This window comes from Nocardia sp. CY41 (assembly GCF_009829325.1).
Classification (GTDB): Bacteria; Actinomycetota; Actinomycetes; order Mycobacteriales; family Mycobacteriaceae; genus Nocardia.
In genome coordinates this window covers 42,299-62,572 of record NZ_VUOS01000032.1, presented here as the reverse complement: position 1 = coordinate 62,572, position 20,274 = coordinate 42,299, and the positions used below count along the sequence as shown (strand labels likewise).

Here is a 20,274-nt window from a genome sequence, read left to right as displayed (position 1 = left end):
GTGCGCCACCGGTGGCCCGAGCCGGATCGTGCCAGGCTCGGGCCACCGCTCGTCGCGCATGGTTCGCGGAATGAAGAAGGTGCGGGATGGGTATTTTCGCGCTCGGCGTGGAGCTCGACGGGGAGGGATTCCGTCCCGAGGCGTGGCGGCGGGCGGCGCACGCGCCAGACCGCCTGCTCACCGGCGACACCGTGCGCAGGCGGGTGGCCGCCGCCGAGAACGCCGGATTCACCCTGGCCACTTTCGCCGACTCGATCCTGCCGGGACACGAGATACCCGGCCGCATCGACGCGGTGACCCGGGCGTCGTTCGTGGCGGCCACCACCAGCACGATCGGGCTGGTGCCCACCGTCGCCACCACCTACGCCGAACCGTTCCACACGGCGTCGCAGGTGGCGTCGCTGGACTACGCCTCGCGCGGGCGGGCCGGCTGGATCGCCGAGCGGGTCGACGACGCGCGAGCCGCCGCCGCCTGGGGGCGTACACCGATCGCTGGAGACGCCGAACTGGGTCGTGAGCAACGGGATTCGATCGAGGTGGCTCGTCGCCTCTGGGATTCCTGGGAGGACGACGCGGTCATCCGCGATTACCCCAGCGGCCGTTTCCTGGACCGCACCAAACTGCACTACATCGACTTCGAGGGCGAGACCTTCGCGGTGAAGGGACCGGCCATCGTGCCGCGACCGCCCCAGGGCCAACCGGTGGTGTTCGGCGCGGAAGGGGAGGTCGACGTCCGGTTCGTCGCCGCCGATTCCGTCGCGGCGGCGGTCGAGGCCGGGACCGCGGTGCGCGCGACGGGTGATGCGCTGGTCTTCGCCGAGGTCGAGGTCACCTTGGACGTCTCCGGTGTCCCTGCCGCGCAGCGATTCGGCGCCGCCGCCGACTCCTCCGGCCGACTCCCGTTCTCCGGTTCGGCGCGGGAACTGACCGCTCTGCTGACCGAACTCAGCACCCACCTGGACGGAGTGCGGCTGCACTTGGCCGTGATCGATGAGGACCTGCCAGTGCTCGCGCGCGAGGTCGTGCCCGCCTTGTTGCGCATCGGGGTCGCGCACCGCCCGGTTCCCGGTTCGACCCTGCGCGCAAACCTCGGCTTGCCCCGTCCCGCCAACCGCTACGCGACCACGCACTGATCGTCAGGAGATGGTTTCCGTGACCGACTTCCCGCGTCCCGACGCCCAGGTCCACTTCGGCGTCTTCTTCCAGGGCGTGAACCACACCACGATCTGGTCCGACCCGGCCGGCGGCTCGCAGATCGACTTCGAGACCTTCCGCAGGGTGGCGCTGACCGCCGAGCGCGGGCTGTTCGACGCGTTCTTCCTCGGCGAGGGCCTGCGGCTGCGCGAGCAGGACGGCGCGATCCTGGAACTGGACATCGCCGGTCGCCCCGACGCCATCACCCAGCTCGCCGCACTGGCGGGCATCACCCGGCACATCGGCCTGGTCGCGACCCAGAACACCACCTACAACGAGCCCGCGGACCTGGCGCGCAAACTGGGCAGCCTGGATGTGCTGTCCGGCGGTCGCGCGGGCTGGAACGCGGTCACCACCGACAACGCCTGGACCGGAGCGAATTTCCGTCGCGGCGGATTCCTCGACCATGCGTTGCGGTACGAGCGCGCCGCGGAGTTCGTCGCGACGGTGCGGGCGATCTGGGATGCCTGGGACGACGGTGCGATCGCGACGTCGCAGCAGAGCCCGGCGTGGGCGAGCGCCGAGGCGATCCACCCGGTCGTGCGCACCGGTCCGCACTTCGACGTCCGCATCAGCCCCACGCTGCCGCGCAGCGCGCAAGGGCATCCGGTGATCTTCCAGGCGGGCGATTCACCGGCAGGTCGCGACTTCGCCGCGGCGCACGCCGATGTCATCTTCTCCCGGCACGGGACGCATTTCGACGACGCGCTCGCCTTCGCGACCGACATCCGCGCACGTCTGCGCGCCGCGGGCCGCCCGGAGGACGACATCCGGATCCTGCCCGGCACGCAGATCATCCTCGCGGAGAAGGAATCCGAGGTCGAGGAGAAGGTGCGCTGGGTGAAGAACGGCCAGTACACCGGCCAGACCGCGCTGTCGCTGGCCGGGCAGATCTGGGGCCGGGACCTGTCCGGGCTCGACCCGGACGGCCCCCTGCCCGCGGACGACCCGCAGCCCCGCCCGATCTCGGAAACCCGTGGCGCACCGCGCGCCGGCCAAGACCCGGCAGCCATCGCCCGCGACTGGCGCGCCAGGGCCGAGGCGGAGAATCTCTCCCTCCGGGAAGTGGTGATCGCTTCCACCGAACGCTCCGGCTTCGCCGGCACCCCCGCACGGGTCGCCGACGAACTGGCCCGCTGGGTCCGCCACGGCGCGAGCGACGGTTTCAACATCTCCCCGTACCTGGTCCCGACCGGCCTCGACGAGATCGTGGACTGGCTCGTCCCCGAACTCCAGGAACGCGGCGTCTACCGCACCGAGTACACCGGCGCCACCCTGCGCGAGCACCTCGAACTCCGCGAGCCCCTCACCCGCCGCTCCTGACGATCCCGCGAGTGGCACACCATCGAGAGGCTTACTCGCAATTCGCCGCAGCGATGTGCCACTCAACCACTTGGCGATCAAATGACGAGGTTCGTTGCCGGCACTCGCCGCTGAACAAAGCCGCCGTCTCGAGCGGACGGCGGCCCCGGCTGTTCGTTCGTGACTACCTCAGAGGACGGATTCGATGGCGGCGACCAATTCCGGCGCGTCGGGGGTGGTGCGTGGGCGGAAGCGGCCCGCGACCTTGCCGTCGCGGTCGATGAGGAACTTCTCGAAGTTCCATTGGATGTCGCCCGCGCTGCCTTCGGCGTCGGGGGTTTCCACCAGGTGCTGGTAGAGGGCGTGGCGCTGGTCGCCGTTGACGTCGGTCTTCTCCAGCAAGGGGAAATCCACGCCGTAGGTGGTGGCACAGAATTGCTGGATTTCCTCGGCGGTGCCCGGTTCCTGGCCCATGAACTGGTTGCACGGCACGCCGACCACGCTGAAACCGCGCGGGCCGAAGGACTCGTGCAATTCGACCAGCCCGGAGTACTGCGGCGTCAGTCCGCATTTCGAGGCCACGTTGACCAGCAGGACGGCGCGGTCGCCGACGAGGTCACCCAATGTCGTCGGCTCGCCGGACAGCGTGCGCAGCGGAACTTCTCGAAGGCTCATAGGTATCCGTTCTCGATTCCGTGGATCCACCCCGGCGGCCACGCTACCGGATCGGCCCGGGCGGTGACCGTCGTCGGTCGAGGGTGGGACCCCGTGCTCAGCGCAACCTGGTGCGGCGCATCAGCCGCAGCGACGTCAAGGTCATCTTCAGCTGCTTGTCGTAGGGCTGGCCCGCGCGTGCGGCGAGTACCTGCTTCTTGAGCACGCCGACGTTCACCGTGTCGGTGTACTTCAGCAGGCCCTGGTCGCCGTGCCGGGTGCCGACACCGGACTGCTTCACGCCGCCGGAGGGCGTGCCCTTGGCGGCGTATGTCGCGACGAAACCGTCGTTGACGTTGATGTTGCCCGCCTGCAACTGTGCGGCGATGCGCTCGCCGTGCGCCAGGTCGCGGGTCCACACGCTGGCGTTCAAGCCGTAGTCGGTGGCGTTGGCCAGGCGCACCGCCTCCTGCTCGTCGTCGAACGGGTACACGGTGACGACCGGGCCGAAGGTCTCCAGCGTCGCATGGGTCATCTCCGCAGTCACGCCGGTGAGCACGGTGGCCTCGTAGAACGCCGGACCGACATCGGGGCGCGCCTGCCCGCCCACGTGCACGGTGGCTCCCTTGGACCGCGCGTCCTCGACATGGGCGGCGACCCGCTCCAGCTGTTGCGGGGAGACGAGGGACCCGAATTCGGGCACGTAATCGTAGGTGCCGCCGATCTTTCCGTTCAACTCCGCCGCCGCGGCGACCAACCGGCGCAGGAACTCGTCGTGGATGGAGCGGTGCACATAGATCCGTTCGATGTGCATGCACGCCTGCCCCGAGTTGGCGAACGCCGCGAACACCGCGCCGGGAATCACCTCGTCCAGGTTCGCGTCGGCGAGCACGATCATCGGATTCTTGCCGCCCAGTTCGAGGCTGCACCCGATGAGGTTGCGGCCTGCCTGCTCGCCGACGATCCGGCCGGTGGCGGTCGAGCCGGTGAACATGACGTAATCGACGTTGTCGATCACGGTCGGGCCGATATCGGGTCCCGCACCGCACACCACCTGGACCAGCCCGCGGGGCAATCCGGCCCGGTGCAGCAACTCGACGCCGAACAGCACGCACAGCGCGGTCTTGTTGTCGGGCTTCAGCACGACGCCGTTGCCCGCCATCAGCGCGGGCATGGCGTCGGACAGGGCGATGGCGAAGGGGAAGTTCCACGGGGCGATCACGGCGACGAGCCCTTTGGGGCGGTGCTGTTCGGTCGACGTGGTCAGCAGCGGCATCGGCCCGCCCCGCCGTTTCGGCCGCAGCACCCGGCGCGCGGTCTTGAGGTAGTGGCTGATCACCATGGGCACGTCGCAGGATTCCTCGACGGCCATCCGGCGGGTTTTGCCGCACCCGATCTGGATGAGATCGGCGATGGTCTCCACTTCGCCGAGGATCAGCTCGTGCAGCCGCTCGAACACCCGCAGCCGTTGCCGCAACGGCAGCGCGGCCCACTCGGCCTGCGCCGTCCGGGCGGCGGCGCACGCGGCCAGCACGTCCTGCGGGGTCGACTGCGGAAGCGCACCGACCGGAGCGCCGGTGTAGACCTCGATCATCTCGAACGGCGCCGCGCTGCCGTCGGCGGCGACCGAACCGGTCAGCCGGGTGATCAGCTCTGCGGTGATCCTGGCGGGCAGCGTGCCGGCCGCCTTCTCGGTGTGTGCTGTGCTCATCGGATCTTCTCCATGACGTCGGGCATCCCCGCAGGTGCCGGGCCGTGCGACTGAATTAGAACACGTTCCGGTTTCGGATTCATCGTATTCGCCCCGGTCCGCCCTGCCTACCGTGCCGCCGGTGCGGATTTCCGGTCACTCGTCGGCGACGACGGACAACGCCCGGGTCGGGCAGTAACGCACGGCGCGCTGGACCTCGGCCTGCGCGGCGGGGTCGGCTACGGCGTCGAGGATCTCCACTTTGCCGCGCTTGGGGACGCGGAACGCTTCGGGCGCCTCGTCCTGGCATACGGCATGGCCTTGACACAGCTCCAGATCGGCCAGCACTCGCATCGTCGCTCCTTACTGTTCGTTGGTTCCCGCGTCGTCCACGAGGGGACGGATCGGCGCCTCGGGTTGCACTTCGACCAGCACCAGGTGCGAACCCCGCGGCGTGGCCACCACCGCCACCACCGCCGCGGCCAGATCGCTCGCCCGCAGCATGTACGGGTGCCTGGCGAATCCCCAGGACTTCCAGTCCTCCAGGACCGGGCCGACGATCTCGGGCGTGGAGTTCATGCCCATACCGGTCAGGGTCGGGCCGGGCCGGACCAGCGACAGGCGGACGCCGCTGCCCTCGAGTTCCATGCGCATCTGCGCGGCCATCGCTTCCAGTCCCGCCTTGGCGGCGCTGTAGGCGCCGGTGCGCGGCCGCGGTTCCGGCGCGCAATCCGAGCTGATCAGCACGATGTCGCCACGTTGCCTGCGCAGCATGCCGGGCAGCACGCGGTGCACGAGGCGCTGCGCGCCCACGAGGTGGACCTGCACCTGGCGCACGAACCGTTCCGGATCCATGGCGTGCGCCTGCCCGAACTCGATGTCGCCCGCGCTGGAGACGAGGATCTCGGTGGGGCCGAGCGCCTCTTCGGCTGCGCGCACGAATTCCTCGACCGAATCCGGCTCGGTGACGTCCAGACGGTGCGCGAACGCCTCGCCGCCATCGGCGCGGATCTTGTCCGCCAGCTCGGCGCACTGTTCGACCCGGCGCGCGCCGAGCGCGACCGGGTGGCCGAGTTCGGCCAAGGCCACGGCGGTAGCCGCGCCGATCCCGGAGGAGGCGCCGGAGACGAGCGCGGGCCTGCGCTCCGGGTGGGGTGCGAATCTGGGCATTATCGGGTCTCCACGATGATGGTCGGGCGGGCGAAACCAGGCGAAACCGAGAACGCGTTCCACCGAATGCCACGGCGGGGACATCGACGTGAAGACAGATAGCTGGACATGTGTCTGGACACTACCACCGCCACTGCGCCTCGACAATCGTGCGACCAGCACTCATTTGCCCGCATCGCCGCCGTCACGCCCCAGGCATCCGAGCGGTCACGCCACCTCGAGCGGCAACATCGGCGAGAATGGCAGAGTTAGAACCTGTTATTGCCACCGATCACCGCCCCGGACTATATTCCGTACACGTGTCCAGACAGTATCGGAGTAATCCATGAGCAGCCTTCTGCCCGCCGACGGGTCCCGCCTGCTGATCGGCGGCAAGCTGGTCGAGGGCGCCGACGGTGTCTTCGCGACGGTGAATCCCGCGACCGAGGAGGTCCTCGGCCTCGCCGCGGACGCGAACGCGGCCGATCTCGACGCCGCCATCGAGGCCGCGCGCACCGCGTTCGACGAGACGGATTGGTCGCGCGATCACGGTTTCCGCGCCCGCTGCCTAGAGCAGCTGCGCACCGCGCTGCAATCCCACGTCGAGGACCTGCGCGAGATCACGATCGCCGAGGTCGGCGCACCGCGGATGCTCACCGGCGGCCCGCAGCTGGAAGGCCCGGTCGCCGACCTCGCCTACGCGGCCGGACTCGCCGAAACCTACGACTGGGAAACGGATCTGGGCGTCGCCGAGCCGATGGGCATCAAGACCCGCCGAACCCTGCGCCGGGAACCGATCGGCGTGGTCGGGGCGATCACGCCGTGGAATTTCCCGCACCAGATCAACTTCGCGAAGCTGGGACCCGCGCTGGCCGCGGGGAACACTGTCGTGCTCAAACCCGCCCCCGACACGCCCTGGTGCGCGGCGGCGGTCGGGGCCGTCATCGCCGAGGAGACCGATATCCCGGCGGGCGTGGTGAACATCGTGACCTCCGCGGACCACGCGCTCGGCGCCCGGCTCACCGCGGATCCGCGCGTCGACATGATCAGTTTCACCGGGTCCACGGCCACCGGCCGCGCGGTCATGACCGGCGCCGCCACGACGCTGAAAAAGGCGTTCCTCGAACTGGGCGGCAAGTCGGCCTTCATCGTGCTCGACGACGCCGACATCGCGGCGGCCTGCTCGGTGGCGGCGTTCTCGGTGTGCGTGCACGCCGGGCAGGGATGCGCGCTGTCCACCCGGCTGCTGGTTCCCCGCGCCGCCTACGACCGGGCGGTCCAAGCGGCGGCGGCCACGCTCGGCGGGATCCGGCCGGGCGACCCGGCCGACCCGCGCACCGTCTGCGGACCGCTGATCTCCGAACGCCAGCGCGCCAGAGTGGAACGCTACATCGACATCGCGCGCGCCGAGGGCGGTCGCATCGTCGTCGGCGGTGGGCGACCGGAGCGCGAGCGCGGATTCTTCGTCGAACCGACGTTGATCGCGGACGTCCCCAACAGCTCGACCGTCGCCCGCGAGGAGATCTTCGGCCCGGTCCTGGTGATCATTCCGCACGACGGCGACGAGGACGCGGTCCGCATCGCCAACGACTCCCCCTACGGCCTCTCCGGTTCGGTGTGGGGTACCGAGCCCGAACGCATCCGGCGCGTCACCGAAGGCGTGCGCACCGGAACGCTGAGCGTGAACGGCGGCATCTGGTACTCCGCCGACGTTCCGTTCGGCGGATACAAGCAATCCGGCCTCGGCCGCGAGATGGGCATCGCCGGTTTCGAGGAGTACCTCGAGACCAAAGTCATCGCCACCGCGGCCTGACCGCCGCGGGACAACACAGAGGAGCTGAACTCCATGGCCCGTTTCACGGGAAGATCCGCCATCGTCACCGGCGCCGCCCAGGGCATCGGCGCCGCCTACGCGCAGGCGCTGGCCGCCGAAGGCGCGAACGTCGTCGTCGCCGACAAGAACGCCGAGGGCGGGGCGGCGGTGGTCGAGAAGATCGTCGCCGACGGCGGCACGGCCGTGTTCGGACAGGTCGACGTGGCCGATCCCGATTCCGCGACCGCGCTGGCCGATCTCACCGTCGCCGAGTTCGGCGCCATCGACCACTTGGTGAACAATGCCGCCATCTACGGCGAGATGAAGCTGAACCTGCTGTTGACCGTGCCGTGGGACTACTACAAGAAGTTCATGAGCGTGAACATGGACGGCGCTCTGATCATGACCCGCGCCGTCTGGCCGCACATGTCCAAGCGGGGCAGCGGATCGATCGTCAACCAGTCCTCCACCGCGGCATGGCTGTATTCCAGCTTCTACGGCCTGGCGAAAGTAGGCGTCAACGGGCTGACCCAGCAATTGGCCTTCGAACTCGGCGGGTCGAACATCCGCGTCAACGCGATCGCGCCGGGGCCGATCGACACCGACGCCACCAAGGCCGTCACCCCGGAGGTGATCGTCGACGACATCGTCAAGCGCCTGCCGCTCAAGCGAATGGGCACGCCGCAGGACCTGGTCGGCGCCTGCCTGTACCTGCTGTCGGACGAGGCGAGCTGGGTCACCGGGCAGATCTTCAACGTCGACGGCGGACAGATCGTGCGGTCATGAGCGCTCGCATCGGATTCCTCGGCCTCGGCAACATGGGCGCGCCGATGGCCAAGCGTTTGCTGGACTGGCCGGGCGGGCTCGCGGTGTGCGACATGCGGCCGGAAGCGGTCGAGCCGTTCCTCGCCGCCGGCGCCGAAGCGGTCGCCTCCGCCGCCGAACTCGCCGGGCAGGCGGCGATCATCTCGATCACCGTGGTGAACGACGCCCAGGTCCGCGACGTGATCACGGGCCCGGAAGGCGTGTTGCGGACCGCCGCGCCGGGCACCGTGGTCGCCGTGCACTCCACGATCAGCGACCGCACCGCCGAAGAACTCGCGGCGGTCTGCGGCGAGCACGGCGTCGAGCTGGTGGACGCGCCGATCAGCGGCGGCGCGCCCGGCGCGACCCGCGGCGCGCTGGCGGTCATGGTCGGCGGCAGCGCGGTGGCGTTCGAGCAAGTGCGCGAACCGTTCGGCCGCTTCGCCGATCTGATCGTGCACGCCGGGCCGGTCGGCGCGGGCACGCGCATGAAATTGGCGCGCAACCTGCTGCACTTCGTCTCTTTCACCGCGGCCACCGAGGCGCAACGGCTGGCCGAGGCGGCCGGTCTCGACCTCACCGCCCTCGGCAAGGTGGTGCGGCACTCCGACGCGGTCACCGGTGGGCCGGGCGCCATCATGCTGCGCGACACCACCGCCCCGATCCAGGACGGCGACTTCTGGCTGCCGATCCTGCGGCACGTGCGCGACCTCGGCGAGAAGGACCTGAGCCTCGCCCTGGAGCTGGGTGAACGGCTCGGCACCGCGCTGCCGCTGGCCGAATCGGCCCTCGAACGGCTCGGTCCCGGACTCGGCGTCGGGACCGGCACCATCGCATCGGAAAGGCAATCAGCATGAGCGACAATGGATCCGGTGACACCGTGCGACAGCGCGGTCTGGCCAAAATGGCCGAGGTGTACGGCACGGAGTTCCAGGAATACCCGGGCGCCCACTTCGCCGTCACCGCCGACCACCTCTTCGCCGACATCTGGTCGCGGCCCGGGCTCACCGTCCGCGACCGCAGGCTGCTGCTGCTCGGCGCACTGACGGCACAAGGCGCGATCGACACCGCGGGCATCCAGATCGGGGCCGCGCTGCGCAACGGCGAACTCACCGAAGACCAGTTGCACGAGATCGCGGTGTTCTTATGTCACTACGTGGGTTGGCCGAACGGCACCAAACTCGACATCCTGGTGGGCACGATCGTGGCACAGCAGAAGAAGGCCGCCCGCGCGCAATCCGCGTCCGCCGAGCAGTGAAGGATTCGTTGACCATGTCCGACGCCACCACCATTCGTCCCTTGCGCGCGAGCCGGGTAGAGACCTGGGATCACCGGGCCGACGTCGTCGTCGCCGGATACGGCATCGCCGGGGTGTGCGCCGCCATCGAGGCCGCCCGCGCCGGTGCGGACGTGCTGGTCCTGGAGCGCACCGGCGGCTGGGGCGGCGCCGCCGCCCTGGCGGGCGGCTTCATCTACCTGGGCGGCGGCACACCGCTGCAGCAGGCCCTCGGCTTCGAGGACACGCCCGAGAACATGGAGACCTTCCTGCTCGCCGCGCTCGGCCCCGGCGTGGACAAGGCGAAGATCGCCGACTACTGCCGCGGCAGCGTCGAGCACTTCACCTGGCTGGTGTCCTGCGGCGTGCCGTTCCGCGAGGCGTTCTGGGGCGAGCCGGGGTGGGAGCCGCCGCACGACGAAGGACTGATGTACTCCGGCGGCGAGAACGCCGCGCCGTTCAACGCGATCGCGAAACCCGCTCCGCGCGGCCATGTCCCGCAGATGGCCGACAAGCGCACCGGCGAGAAGGGCGGCGGCTACATGCTGATGAAGCCGCTGGCCGACACCGCGCAAGCGCTGGGCGTGCGCGCGGAATACGACATGCGGATCGCGCAGCTGATCGTCGACGACGACGATCGAGTGGTCGGCGTGCTCGCCCGCCGCTACGGCAAGCCGGTCGCCATCCGCGCCGAACGCGGCGTCGTGCTGGCCACCGGCAGCTTCGCCTATCACAAGGAGATGATCGAAGGCTACGCACCGCGGCTGATCGGCAGGCCCGCCGCGGCGATCGAGGAACACGACGGCATCGGCATCCGGCTGGCCCAGGCGCTCGGCGCGGAACTGGCGCACATGGACGCGACCGAGGTGGCCTTCTTCGGGGACCCGCAACTGCTGGCCCGCGGCATCCTGGTCAACGGGCGCGGCCAGCGCTACGTCACCGAGGACACCTACCCCGGCCGGATCGGGCAGGCGACGCTGATCCAGCAGGACAATCAGGCGTACCTGGTGATCGACGAGGCGTCCTACGAGGAGGCGCTCACGACCGAGACCTCGACGCCGTTCTTCCGTCAGCCTCCCACCTGGGCGGCGGAGACCATCGCCGAACTGGAAGCCGAGATGGGCCTGCCCGGCCAGGCGTTGCAGGCCACCGTGGAGTGCTACAACCTGCACGCCGCCAACGGCGAGGACCCGTTGCTGGGCAAGAAGCCGGAATGGGTGCGGCCGCTGCGCGGACCGGTGGCGGCGTTCGACATGCGCGGCTTCACAGCCGGTTTCACCTTGGGCGGACTGCGCACCGACCTGGACTCCCGGGTGCTGCACGTCTCCGGGGAGCCGATCCCGGGACTGTTCGCGGCGGGCCGGTGCACCTCGGGCCTGTGCGCGGGCGGGTACGTCAGCGGCGCGTCGCTGGGCGACGGCAGTTTCTACGGGCGCCGGGCCGGCATCGCGGCGGCCAAGAACTGAACCGTTCCAGTCCGCATAGTAGGATCCAGACACATGTCCGAACCCGATTCCGTCATTCTCGAAGCGACCCGCCGCAGGCTCTCCGGCAAGCAGGCCGACACCGTCGACAAGCTGACCCGCGCGGCGGTGGAAGTGCTCGCGCGGGAAGGGTTCGCCGGTATGACCATCCGGATGGTCGCCGCGGCGGCGGGCGTCGGGACAGCCACGGCGTACACCTATTTCTCGTCGAAGGAGCATCTGGTCGCCGAGATCTTCTGGCGGCGGCTGGTCGCATCGCCGTCACCGGTCAGCGAGGACCCGGATCCGACCGTCCGGGTGGTCGCCGAACTGCGCAACATCGCGATGCTGGTGGCCGACGAGCAGGAACTCTCCGGCGCGGTCACCAGCGCGTTGCTCGGCCGCGACCCCGACGTGGAGCATCTGCGCGGACGCATCGGCGCCGAGATTCGCAAGCGCATCATCCGCGCGCTCGGTCCGGATCCGGACCCGGACGTGGTCGAGTCGCTGGAATTGCTCTACGCGGGCGCACTGGTGCGCGCGGGCATGGGCTACGGGTCGTACTCCGAGATCGCCGACCGCATCGAGGCCTCGGCGCTGCTGATTCTGCGGTAGCGCGGACAACGCCGGACGACTTCGGGCCGGTTACCCGAAACCGGACCGCACGGCGCATGCTTGCTCGTATCTTTGCCGTAGTCGGTGCAGATCGGAGTGGGAAAAGTGCAACCTGGTGAGCTTTCCGCGGACTACGTCGTCGTCGGTTCGGGATCGGCGGGCGCGGTGGTGGCCAATCGGCTCAGCGCCGATCCGGGCACCACGGTGGCGTTGCTGGAAGCGGGCCCGCCGGACAAGAACAAGTTCGCGCACATTCCCGCCGGCTTCGCGAAACTGTTCCGCTCCGAGGTGGATTGGGACTACCTCACGCAGCCGCAGCCGGAACTGAAGAACCGCGAGATCTACTGGCCGCGCGGCAAGATGTTCGGCGGCTCGTCCTCGATGAACGCCATGATGTGGGTGCGCGGATTCCGCGCGGATTACGACGAGTGGGCGCTGCTGGCGGGTGCGGAGTGGGGCTTCGCCGCGGCCGTCGAGCAGTTCCGGCGCATCGAACGTGTGGAGAACGCCCAGTATCCCGACGAGGGCACCGAAGGTCCGCTGCACGTCTCCCGCCAGCGCAGCCCGCGCGGCCTCACCGCCGCCTACCTGGCCGCGGTCCAGGAGGCGGGCTACCAGGTCGAGCCGCCGAACCGTCCGCAGCCCGACGGGTTCAGCGAGACCATGGTCACCCAGCGCGGCGGCCGCCGCTGGAGCACCGCGGACGCCTACCTGCGGCCCGCCCTGCGCAGGCCGAACCTCACGGTGCGCAGCGACGCGCTGGCCACCCGGGTGCTGTTCGACGGCACGCGCGCCGTCGGCGTGGAGTACCGCCGGGGCGGCGCCACCCACACGGTCACCGCGCGGCGCGAGGTCGTGTTGTGCGGCGGCGCGATCAACAGCCCGCAACTGCTGATGCTCTCCGGCATCGGCGACCGGGACGACCTGACCCGCCACGGCATCCAGGTGCGCCACCACGCGCCGGAGGTGGGCGCGAATCTGCAGGACCACCTGGTCGCCGGGCTCGGCTACAGCGTCGCGGGCGATTCGTTGTTCGGCGCCGAGAAGCCGCGCCAGCTGCTGGCGTACCTGATCCGCCATCGCGGCATGCTCACCTCGAATGTCGGCGAGGCGTACGGGTTCATCCGCAGCCGGGCCGATCTGGAGTTCCCCGATCTGGAACTGGTCTTCGCGCCCGCGCCGTTCTACTACGAAGGACTGCAGGACCCGACCGAACACGGCGTGATCCTGGCGACAGTGCTGCTGCGTCCGCAGAGCCGGGGACGGATCGCCCTGTCCGGCGCCGACCCGTCCGCCAAACCCGTGATCGATCCGCGCTACCTGTCCGACAGCGCGGGCGCCGACCGCGCCGCCATCATGGCCGGGCTGCGCGTGTGCGCCGCCATCGCCGCGGAACCCTCGATGAAGGCGGTGCTCGGCCCGCTGATCTATCCGCCGCAGGCGCCCGCGGAACCCGAAGCCGTGCTCGAACTGACGCTCAACTCCTATGCGCACACGCTCTACCATCCGGTCGGCACCTGCCGCATGGGCACCGACGCCGCCAGCGTCGTCACGCCGCGGCTGGAAGTGCGTGGCGTGCAGGGACTTCGAGTGGCCGACGCCTCGGTGATGCCGCTCATCATCCGCGGGCACACGCACGCACCGGCGGTGTTCATCGGCGAGCAGGCGGCCAAGTTCATCCTTGCCGGGTAAGGGCGGTCCATTCCTTCCCGTTCGGCACGCGACGCACCGGAGGAATCTCGGCACAGCGGGCTCGGACTGCCCACGGAAACCCCGTCCCGGGCCGGGCCGCGCGCTTCGACGTCATCGGCCGGCCCTGCGGCGGTGGACCGCCGCGTCCGACAGGTGCCTCGAATGCTGCGCGGCAGGACGGCGCGTGGCGACGTCCGCTCATCCGCCACGCGAGATCACGTGCCGATACGGGCTGACGAACTGTTCTGACACCGGCACCGGCCACCGGCTACGCCTGCACCCGCGCGATGGCGAGACTGTCCCGCGCCGGTGTGCGACGGCAACGCTCATCGCGCCTGCCGATGCGCGTTCACGACGTGACGAACAACCCGAGTGAGGCGGCGGCCAGCAGAAGATAGGGCAGCGGGTAACCGATGTGCGTATAGAACCGTGCCCGGACCACGGTGAGCACCGCGCCGACGAAGTAGAGCACCAACCCGATCCCCGCCGCCACACCGATCGGCGGAAACGCCAGACCGGCGAGCAGCCCCGCCCCGCCGAGCGCCTTGACGACGGCCAACGGCGTCAGCCACGACTCCGGAACCCCGTAGGCGCGCATATTCGTCCGCATCCACTCGGCGCGGACCACGTCGATGCCCGCCGCGAGGAAAGCGGCCGCGGCCGCCAGCACCGTCGTGACGACGTAGGCGATGTCCATGGCAATACCCTTTCGTCGGTGGCCGCACCCGGTCCGGACGCCGGTCACCTGTGAGCTGTCGAATCCGTCATCCCGATGACGGACCCCGGAGCGGAAAGGTGACCGATGCCCAGCGAAGACGGCTTGGTGCGCGAATTCGAGGCGCAGCGCGCCCACCTGCACGCGGTCGCCTACCGCATGCTCGGCTCACCGAGCGAGGCCGACGACGCGGTGCAGGAGACCTGGCTGCGGCTGGCCCGCCACGATGCCGAAGACGTACGCAACCTGCCGGGCTGGCTCACCACCGTCGTGTCCCGTATCTGCCTGGACATACTGCGCGCCAGGTCGGCGCGGCGCGAGGAACCGCTCGGCCACCCGCCCCGGCTCGACGACGGGGGCGAGGAGAACGAACCGGAGCAGGAGGCGGTACTCATCGAGTCGGTCGGCCGGGCGCTGCTGGTGGTGCTGGACCGGCTCGGCCCCGACGAGCGGGTGGCGTTCGTGCTGCACGACCTGTTCGCGGTGCCGTTCGACGAGATCGGGCCGATCGTCGGTCGCACGACGCCGACCACCAAAAAACTGGCCAGCCGCGCCCGCCACCGTGTGCGTGGTGTCGATGCCGCGGCCGCACCGGCACTCACCGCGCAGCGGGATGTCGTGGACGCCTTTCTCGGCGCGGCGCGTAGCGGCGACCTCCAGGGGCTCCTGGCAGTCCTCGCACCCGGCGTGGTCCGCACGGCCGACGCGGCCGCGCTTCCCGCCGGAGTGGCCACGACAGTGCGCGGCGCGGCCTCGGTGGCCGGGGAAACCGTGCTGTTGCGGCGGCGGGCGCAGGTGGCGGCGCTCGCGCTGGTGGACGGTCGACCGGGCATCGTGGTCGCCCCGCACGGCAGACTGCGCCTGGCGCTCACCGTCACGGTGCGCGACGACCGGGTGGCGGGATACCGCGTGATCGCCGACCCGTCCCGGCTGCTCGATCTCCGGATCGCACTGCTGCCCGGGTAGTTTCGCGGCGCCCGCTCAGGGCGACGGCACCGGCTCCCGCGTCTCGCCCGGCTCCGCGCGCTCCGCCGATCTGCGCCGCCGGAATTCTCGCGGCGTCTCGCCGAAGCGCGCCTTGAACGCCGCGGAGAACCAGGCCGGGGTGAATCCGGCGCGGACCGCCAGCTCGCGGATGGGATCGTCCTCCCGGGCCGGATCCTCGAGCAGAGCGCGCGCGGCGCGCAACGCCTCCTCCCGGCGCACGTCGCGGAAGGTGGTGCCGGCTTGTTGCAGGACCGAGCGCAGCTGCCGAGGCGACCAGCCCAGCGCGTGCGCCACCGCGGGCAGCCGCACGTCGCCCCGGCCGACGTTGGCTCGCACGAACTGCCGGATCTGCGCGACGACGTGGGCGTGGTGGGTACGCTGCGGTTCGGTGTCGCCCAGCGACATCAGGCTCAGCAACTCGGCGATCCGGTCGCAGACGGCGTTGAACTCGCGATCCGACAGATTCGATTGCTCGGCGTGCGTGCTGCGGATCATGGCCTGAGTGATCCGGCCGAGTCCGGAATTCAGATCGATCGTCATGCCGCGCTCGGCGAGCGGTCCGGCGCGATGGTCGAGTTCGGCCCGGGGCAGCTGGATCGCGTAGGCCGACAACAGCGGGATATGGATCTGGCACAGGTCGTCGAGGGCGGTCACCGCCGCCTGATGGGGTTGCGCTCGCGTCTCCTCGCCGCGATAGCGCACCGAGTACACGCCCCGCTCGGGGACCACCACCCAATAGAAGTCGTCGCACGGACCACGGCGGATGTTCGTCCGGGTGCGGTAGGAGGTGCTCGTACCGCGCTGTTCCCAGCGCAACAACCGATAGGAGGCCGATTCCTGCACCGTCAGGCCCGAATACCAGCGTTCGGGATCGCCGTAGCGGTAGTCCATCGGAACGAAGCTGTTGGCGATCGCGGTCCACGAATCCGCATCGTTGGCGGTCACGCCGTAGCACTGCATGGTGACAACCTATCGCCGCCCGATTTCATCGACACCGTATTGTCCACCAAGACGATACGGCTCCGGCGGAATACTCGCGCCGTTGGGAAGCCTGGGCCATGGGCCCAGCACCGACGCCGGATTCCGCTGGCACGACGCAGGTCGAGTACTCGCCGGAAGATCAGCGCGCGGGCACCCGGGCGAAGCCGAGCGGCGGCGTGGGGGCGGGCCCGGTGCGCAACACGGGACGGAAATCGGGGAGCACCGGAAGGACGTCGGCATTGCGGGCGGCGTAGCAGCGCACGTTGGGCAGCGCTCGGGCCACCTCGGCGCGCTCCACCGGCTCGTCGTCGATGAATCCGATCGTGTCGATGCCGAGGCCGAGCGTGCGCGCGATCCGCACGATCGCCGAAGACTTCGGGCCCCAACCGATCTCGACGGCCGAGAACATCTCGTAGACGCCGTGCCGGTACAACTTGTCCAGCGTCCACTCACGCTCGCCGCGGCTCGCCACGGCATGCCAGATCCCTCGCTCGCTGAGCACGCGCAGAGTCCGAAGCGCGGCCGGCCGCAACGCGCCGACGGTCGCGTCGCACACGGCGCCGTCCCACAAGGTGTTGTCCAATTCCCAGACAAGACATCTCAGAGCCGGTGCCATCGCCTGCCCCTATCGTCGCGCCATCACTGCCTTCCGCCGTGGCGTGCGCGGCGGACGGGCACTGCACACCATCCGGGACACGACACGTGCCGGACAAGACCCTGGTTACATGGCCATGGCCGGCGCGGGTGATCCTACCGGCATGTCGCCCGCGCCTCGCGGCAACAACGAACCGGCCCCGGAACGCCAGGCCGGTGACTCCGACCTCGCGGTGTGCCGACCGCCCAGAAACCGGTCACATGTCCAGCTGCTGTGAGCGCTCACAAGCGCGTCTCGACCGCTCTCACCTGCTCTCACAGAACCCGTCGATCGGGTCCGCGAAAGAGATCGACCGATTAGTGTGAATGCGCTGCACAGCAATCGTGGGCGGAAGGGAGTCGCCAATGTCCGTCGACAGTTCGGCCCGGCAGAGCCTGAGCCTGTCGGGGAAGCCGATGTCGTCCCCGCTGAAGGACGTTCGCGGACTATCGCGTCAGATGGTCGGGCACTTCGTCGAGAACGTCATCCCCTGCGGCACCCTACCGGGTGACGCGATCGCCGGAGACGTCACCACCATCACCCGGGTCTGCCTGGAACTGGCGGTGAGCATGCTCGACGGAAAGGACCTCCCGGAGAAACTCCAACGGCTCGGCGACGCCGCCGCGGGATGGGCGCGCGAGGGGGTGCCGATCGACACCATCCACCACTCGATCCACGAAGGCTTCAAGATGGGCCTCGAACTGGTGGTGTCCGACGCGACGATGAAGGACTACGACGACCTCGTCGACGGCGCAAAGATGGTCGTCGAGATGCTCGACATGATCAACTCGGCGGTCTCGATGGCCTACGTCCGGGAGTTGCGCGCGGTGGTCAGCGAGCACCACACCGCCGTGCACACGCTGACCTCCGCGCTATTGGGCGGCCACAGCACCTCCACCATGGCCCGCGAATGCGGCATCGCCATCGCGTCCTCGTATGTTGTTCTGGCCGTGGCGATTCCGCCGCATCGCGAGGAACGCAACCCGATGGTGGACGGCAAGGTCGTCGCCCGCCGGAAACTGCGCCGGGTCCAGGCCGAGCTCGCCACGCGCTGCGGCGAGGCCGCGCTGTCGCTGCTGAGCGTGGACGGCGGCACGGTCCTCATCCCGTCCGGCCACCTGGACAACGAGCAGCTGGACATGCTGGTCACCCAGCTGTCGCATGCCGCGCAGGTGGGCGTCACCGCGACCATGGTCGAGGCGACGCCCGAGAAGATCCCCACCGCCGCCGACCAAGCCCACGAACTGCTCGACATGGTGCAGCGATTGCAGGCCGTGGCCGGGCTCTACCGCTTCGACGAGCTGGCGCTGGAATACCAACTCACCAGACCGGGGCCGGGCCGCGAGTATCTCGGCTCGCTGCTGGACCCACTGGACGCGCACCCCGAACTGCTGGAGACACTGCAACGGCACATCGCCAACAACCTCAACCGGCAGCGCACGGCACGCGTGCTGCACGTGCACACCAATACCGTGGACTACCGGCTCAAGCGGATCGGACAGCTCACCGGATTCGACCCGTCCCAGCCGTCGGGCTTGTGGTATCTGCGCTCGGCGCTGGTGGCCCGCACGTATCGCACGACCTGACCGCTCGTCGAGCAGGTCCCCGTCCCCTCCGCCGACAGCGCGGCGGGACCGCGTGCCGCTCGTTCCCATGCCCGGGAACGGCGGCTGGTCATTGTGGCCGACCACGCCGACGATTACCGTGAGCGGCGAGTCCCGAAGGCCGGTCAGCGTGCAGCGTCGGTCGTCGCGACCTGAGGTACCGAGGAGACAGCGATGACATGGGCGGGCGCGCCTGCGGCCGAGATCGCGGCGGGAGTCCGGAGCCGGACGGTGTCCCCGCTCGAAGTGGCCGATGAGCACCTGGCCCGCATCGCGGCCCTCGACGCACGGATCAACGCCTTCCGCATCGTGCGGCACGAGCAGGTCCGTCACGAAGCTCGTGCGCTGGCCACCCGCGGCGATCTTCGCGACCTCCCGCTGGCCGGAGTTCCGGTGGCGGTGAAGGACAATCTCGACCTCGCCGGTTGCGTGACCGGCAACGGATCGCGCGCGGCGCGGCAGACCGCCGCCGACTCCGACAGCGAGCTGGTCGGCCGGTTGCGCGCCGCGGGCGCGCTGCTGATCGGCAAGACGAATGTGCCGGAGCTGTGCCAATGGCCGGTCACCGAGAGCGCCGCGCACGGCGTCACCCGCAATCCGTGGCACCTCGCGCACACACCCGGCGGATCCACCGGTGGTGGCGCCGCCGCGGTGGCCGCCGGAATGGCCGCGCTGGCAATCGGTTCCGACGGCGGCGGGTCGATCCGCATCCCGTCGTCCTGCTGCGGGCTCGTCGGCCTGAAACCGGGTGACGGCGTGCTGCCACGCCCGGCCGAGCTCGGCTCGAATTGGCTGGGCATCTCCACCTTCGGCCCGCTGGCGACCACGGTGTCCGACGCGGCCCTGCTCCTCGCTGTGCTAGCGGCCGACGAACGTTACCGCGCCCCGGCCACACCCGAGCGGCCGCTGCGGATCGGCATGACCACCCGGCCACCGGTGCTCGGCGCGGCCGTCGACCCTCAGGTGCGTTCGGCGATGCAGGCCGCGGCCGAGGCGCTGCGCGAAGCGGGCCATACCGTCACCGAGGCGCCGCCGCCGTGGCGGCCGCAGGACGCGCTCGGCTTCCTGGCGCGCTACTTCGCCGGCGTCGCCGAGGACACCACGAATCTGAGCACGGACCTGCTGGAACCGCTGACCCGCAAAGTGGCCAGGGCCGGACGGGTGATCACCAGGGTGCGCCGGGTGCCGGATGCTCCCCCGGCACGGCAGGCCGAGCGATTCGCCGCCTGGTTCACCGAGCATGATCTACTGCTCACACCCACGCTGGCCACACCGCCGGTGCAGGTCGGAGCCTTTGCCGGGCAAGGATTTCTGCGGACCCTGCTCGACGTGCCGCGCTTCATCCCGTTCACCCCGCCGTTCAACACCGTCCGCTATCCGGCGATCTCCGTTCCCGCCGGGCAGTCCGACACCGGCCTGCCCATCGGCGTACAACTCGCCGCGGCGCCCGGCGGTGAGACCACGCTGCTGGCGGTCGCCGCGCAACTGGAGCGGATCCGTCCCTGGCGACGGCACGCTCCCCTCGACGACGCGGCACTGCGGTAACAGACCGCTACACCGGGCGGGCGGCGAACGGGCGCGGCGCGCGCACCGACCCACGAGAACGTATCGGCCTCGAGCGAGTTCGGCTCAACCGGTGGCATGTTCCGTGTCATCCGCCGCGGCACCGCTCGCTCGGCCATCTCCCCGTACATGCGCCGT

Annotated in this window: 19 protein-coding genes; 12 read left to right on the top strand and 7 right to left on the bottom strand. The window is 70.0% G+C overall.

The window, feature by feature from the left end:
* Window positions 1-86: 86 nt before the first annotated feature.
* Window positions 87-1,133, top strand: a complete 1,047-nt coding sequence (locus tag GVY64_RS31045) for an LLM class flavin-dependent oxidoreductase (protein WP_159849278.1) — start codon at window positions 87-89, stop codon at window positions 1,131-1,133.
* Window positions 1,134-1,143: 10 nt separating this feature from the next.
* Entirely contained in the window at window positions 1,144-2,517 is a 1,374-nt protein-coding gene (locus tag GVY64_RS31040) for an NtaA/DmoA family FMN-dependent monooxygenase (RefSeq protein ID WP_201298235.1), read from the top strand.
* 168 nt (window positions 2,518-2,685) lie between these two features.
* Here GVY64_RS31040 and GVY64_RS31035 read toward each other — a convergent pair whose 3' ends face one another.
* The 4 genes from GVY64_RS31035 to GVY64_RS31020 all read right to left on the bottom strand — a co-directional run bounded on the left by GVY64_RS31035 (window position 2,686) and on the right by GVY64_RS31020 (window position 6,010).
* The gene (locus GVY64_RS31035) at window positions 2,686-3,171 is read right to left on the bottom strand and encodes a glutathione peroxidase (RefSeq protein WP_159849276.1); all 486 of its coding nucleotides are present in this window, start codon (window positions 3,169-3,171) and stop codon (window positions 2,686-2,688) included.
* A gap of 97 nt (window positions 3,172-3,268) precedes the next feature.
* Window positions 3,269-4,861, bottom strand: a complete 1,593-nt coding sequence (locus tag GVY64_RS31030) for a succinic semialdehyde dehydrogenase (protein WP_159849274.1) — start codon at window positions 4,859-4,861, stop codon at window positions 3,269-3,271.
* Window positions 4,862-4,996: 135 nt separating this feature from the next.
* Window positions 4,997-5,194 carry a ferredoxin gene (locus tag GVY64_RS31025; RefSeq protein ID WP_159849272.1) on the bottom strand — a complete coding sequence of 66 codons (198 nt, stop codon included), beginning with the start codon at window positions 5,192-5,194 and terminating at the stop codon, window positions 4,997-4,999.
* 9 nt (window positions 5,195-5,203) lie between these two features.
* Window positions 5,204-6,010 carry an SDR family oxidoreductase gene (locus GVY64_RS31020; RefSeq protein ID WP_159849270.1) on the bottom strand — a complete coding sequence of 269 codons (807 nt, stop codon included), beginning with the start codon at window positions 6,008-6,010 and terminating at the stop codon, window positions 5,204-5,206.
* A 325-nt stretch (window positions 6,011-6,335) separates the two neighbouring features.
* Between GVY64_RS31020 and GVY64_RS31015 the strand changes: the two genes are divergently transcribed.
* The 7 genes from GVY64_RS31015 (at window position 6,336) to GVY64_RS30985 (ending at window position 13,652) form a co-directional block, all read left to right on the top strand.
* Window positions 6,336-7,802 (top strand): aldehyde dehydrogenase, encoded by a 1,467-nt coding sequence (locus tag GVY64_RS31015; RefSeq protein WP_159849269.1) that lies wholly within the window; start codon window positions 6,336-6,338, stop codon window positions 7,800-7,802.
* A gap of 33 nt (window positions 7,803-7,835) precedes the next feature.
* A complete protein-coding gene (locus GVY64_RS31010) occupies window positions 7,836-8,588 on the top strand; it encodes an SDR family oxidoreductase (protein ID WP_159849267.1) in 753 nt (250 codons plus the stop codon).
* Window positions 8,585-9,463 carry an NAD(P)-dependent oxidoreductase gene (locus GVY64_RS31005; protein WP_159849265.1) on the top strand — a complete coding sequence of 293 codons (879 nt, stop codon included), beginning with the start codon at window positions 8,585-8,587 and terminating at the stop codon, window positions 9,461-9,463. Before GVY64_RS31010 ends, GVY64_RS31005 begins: the two co-directional genes overlap by 4 nt.
* A complete protein-coding gene (locus tag GVY64_RS31000; RefSeq protein ID WP_159849263.1) occupies window positions 9,460-9,864 on the top strand; it encodes a carboxymuconolactone decarboxylase family protein in 405 nt (134 codons plus the stop codon). Before GVY64_RS31005 ends, GVY64_RS31000 begins: the two co-directional genes overlap by 4 nt.
* Window positions 9,865-9,878: 14 nt before the next feature.
* Window positions 9,879-11,348, top strand: a complete 1,470-nt coding sequence (locus tag GVY64_RS30995; protein ID WP_159849261.1) for an FAD-dependent oxidoreductase — start codon at window positions 9,879-9,881, stop codon at window positions 11,346-11,348.
* Window positions 11,349-11,381: 33 nt separating this feature from the next.
* Window positions 11,382-11,960 (top strand): TetR/AcrR family transcriptional regulator, encoded by a 579-nt coding sequence (locus GVY64_RS30990; protein ID WP_159849259.1) that lies wholly within the window; start codon window positions 11,382-11,384, stop codon window positions 11,958-11,960.
* 105 nt (window positions 11,961-12,065) lie between these two features.
* The gene (locus GVY64_RS30985) at window positions 12,066-13,652 is read left to right on the top strand and encodes a GMC family oxidoreductase (RefSeq protein WP_159849257.1); all 1,587 of its coding nucleotides are present in this window, start codon (window positions 12,066-12,068) and stop codon (window positions 13,650-13,652) included.
* Window positions 13,653-14,001: 349 nt separating this feature from the next.
* Here GVY64_RS30985 and GVY64_RS30980 read toward each other — a convergent pair whose 3' ends face one another.
* Complete coding sequence (locus GVY64_RS30980) at window positions 14,002-14,349, bottom strand: DoxX family protein (protein WP_159849255.1); 348 nt, start codon at window positions 14,347-14,349, stop codon at window positions 14,002-14,004.
* Window positions 14,350-14,454: 105 nt separating this feature from the next.
* Between GVY64_RS30980 and GVY64_RS30975 the strand changes: the two genes are divergently transcribed.
* The gene (locus GVY64_RS30975) at window positions 14,455-15,333 is read left to right on the top strand and encodes a sigma-70 family RNA polymerase sigma factor (protein ID WP_159849253.1); all 879 of its coding nucleotides are present in this window, start codon (window positions 14,455-14,457) and stop codon (window positions 15,331-15,333) included.
* Between the two features lie 15 nt (window positions 15,334-15,348).
* On the opposite strand, the gene GVY64_RS30970 is transcribed toward GVY64_RS30975, so the two are convergent.
* Both GVY64_RS30970 and GVY64_RS30965 read right to left on the bottom strand, forming a co-directional pair.
* Entirely contained in the window at window positions 15,349-16,314 is a 966-nt protein-coding gene (locus tag GVY64_RS30970; RefSeq protein ID WP_159849251.1) for an AraC family transcriptional regulator, read from the bottom strand.
* Between the two features lie 160 nt (window positions 16,315-16,474).
* The gene (locus GVY64_RS30965; protein ID WP_159849249.1) at window positions 16,475-16,951 is read right to left on the bottom strand and encodes an HAD-IIIC family phosphatase; all 477 of its coding nucleotides are present in this window, start codon (window positions 16,949-16,951) and stop codon (window positions 16,475-16,477) included.
* A gap of 383 nt (window positions 16,952-17,334) precedes the next feature.
* Here GVY64_RS30965 and GVY64_RS30960 point away from each other — a divergent pair, with 383 nt between their 5' ends.
* The gene (locus GVY64_RS30960; protein ID WP_159849247.1) at window positions 17,335-18,555 is read left to right on the top strand and encodes a PucR family transcriptional regulator; all 1,221 of its coding nucleotides are present in this window, start codon (window positions 17,335-17,337) and stop codon (window positions 18,553-18,555) included.
* A 192-nt stretch (window positions 18,556-18,747) separates the two neighbouring features.
* Window positions 18,748-20,118: an amidase gene (locus GVY64_RS30955; protein WP_159849245.1), complete on the top strand. Its 1,371-nt coding sequence runs from the start codon at window positions 18,748-18,750 to the stop codon at window positions 20,116-20,118.
* Window positions 20,119-20,274 lie beyond the last annotated feature (156 nt).

Excerpts from the sequence above, each read along its gene's own strand:
- GVY64_RS31000 (WP_159849263.1), top strand. The coding sequence starts at position 9,460 with ATGAGCGACAATGGATCCGGTGACACCGTGCGACAGCGCGGTCTGGCC.
- GVY64_RS31020 (WP_159849270.1), bottom strand. The coding sequence starts at position 6,010 with ATGCCCAGATTCGCACCCCACCCGGAGCGCAGGCCCGCGCTCGTCTCC.
- GVY64_RS30955 (WP_159849245.1), top strand. The coding sequence starts at position 18,748 with ATGACATGGGCGGGCGCGCCTGCGGCCGAGATCGCGGCGGGAGTCCGG.
- GVY64_RS31045 (WP_159849278.1), top strand. The coding sequence starts at position 87 with ATGGGTATTTTCGCGCTCGGCGTGGAGCTCGACGGGGAGGGATTCCGT.
- GVY64_RS31025 (WP_159849272.1), bottom strand. The coding sequence starts at position 5,194 with ATGCGAGTGCTGGCCGATCTGGAGCTGTGTCAAGGCCATGCCGTATGC.
- GVY64_RS30980 (WP_159849255.1), bottom strand. The coding sequence starts at position 14,349 with ATGGACATCGCCTACGTCGTCACGACGGTGCTGGCGGCCGCGGCCGCT.
- GVY64_RS31015 (WP_159849269.1), top strand. The coding sequence starts at position 6,336 with ATGAGCAGCCTTCTGCCCGCCGACGGGTCCCGCCTGCTGATCGGCGGC.
- GVY64_RS31030 (WP_159849274.1), bottom strand. The coding sequence starts at position 4,861 with ATGAGCACAGCACACACCGAGAAGGCGGCCGGCACGCTGCCCGCCAGG.
- GVY64_RS31010 (WP_159849267.1), top strand. The coding sequence starts at position 7,836 with ATGGCCCGTTTCACGGGAAGATCCGCCATCGTCACCGGCGCCGCCCAG.
- GVY64_RS30970 (WP_159849251.1), bottom strand. The coding sequence starts at position 16,314 with ATGCAGTGCTACGGCGTGACCGCCAACGATGCGGATTCGTGGACCGCG.
- GVY64_RS30960 (WP_159849247.1), top strand. The coding sequence starts at position 17,335 with ATGTCCGTCGACAGTTCGGCCCGGCAGAGCCTGAGCCTGTCGGGGAAG.
- GVY64_RS30965 (WP_159849249.1), bottom strand. The coding sequence starts at position 16,951 with ATGGCACCGGCTCTGAGATGTCTTGTCTGGGAATTGGACAACACCTTG.
- GVY64_RS30990 (WP_159849259.1), top strand. The coding sequence starts at position 11,382 with ATGTCCGAACCCGATTCCGTCATTCTCGAAGCGACCCGCCGCAGGCTC.
- GVY64_RS31040 (WP_201298235.1), top strand. The coding sequence starts at position 1,144 with ATGGTTTCCGTGACCGACTTCCCGCGTCCCGACGCCCAGGTCCACTTC.
- GVY64_RS30975 (WP_159849253.1), top strand. The coding sequence starts at position 14,455 with ATGCCCAGCGAAGACGGCTTGGTGCGCGAATTCGAGGCGCAGCGCGCC.
- GVY64_RS31005 (WP_159849265.1), top strand. The coding sequence starts at position 8,585 with ATGAGCGCTCGCATCGGATTCCTCGGCCTCGGCAACATGGGCGCGCCG.
- GVY64_RS30995 (WP_159849261.1), top strand. The coding sequence starts at position 9,879 with ATGTCCGACGCCACCACCATTCGTCCCTTGCGCGCGAGCCGGGTAGAG.
- GVY64_RS31035 (WP_159849276.1), bottom strand. The coding sequence starts at position 3,171 with ATGAGCCTTCGAGAAGTTCCGCTGCGCACGCTGTCCGGCGAGCCGACG.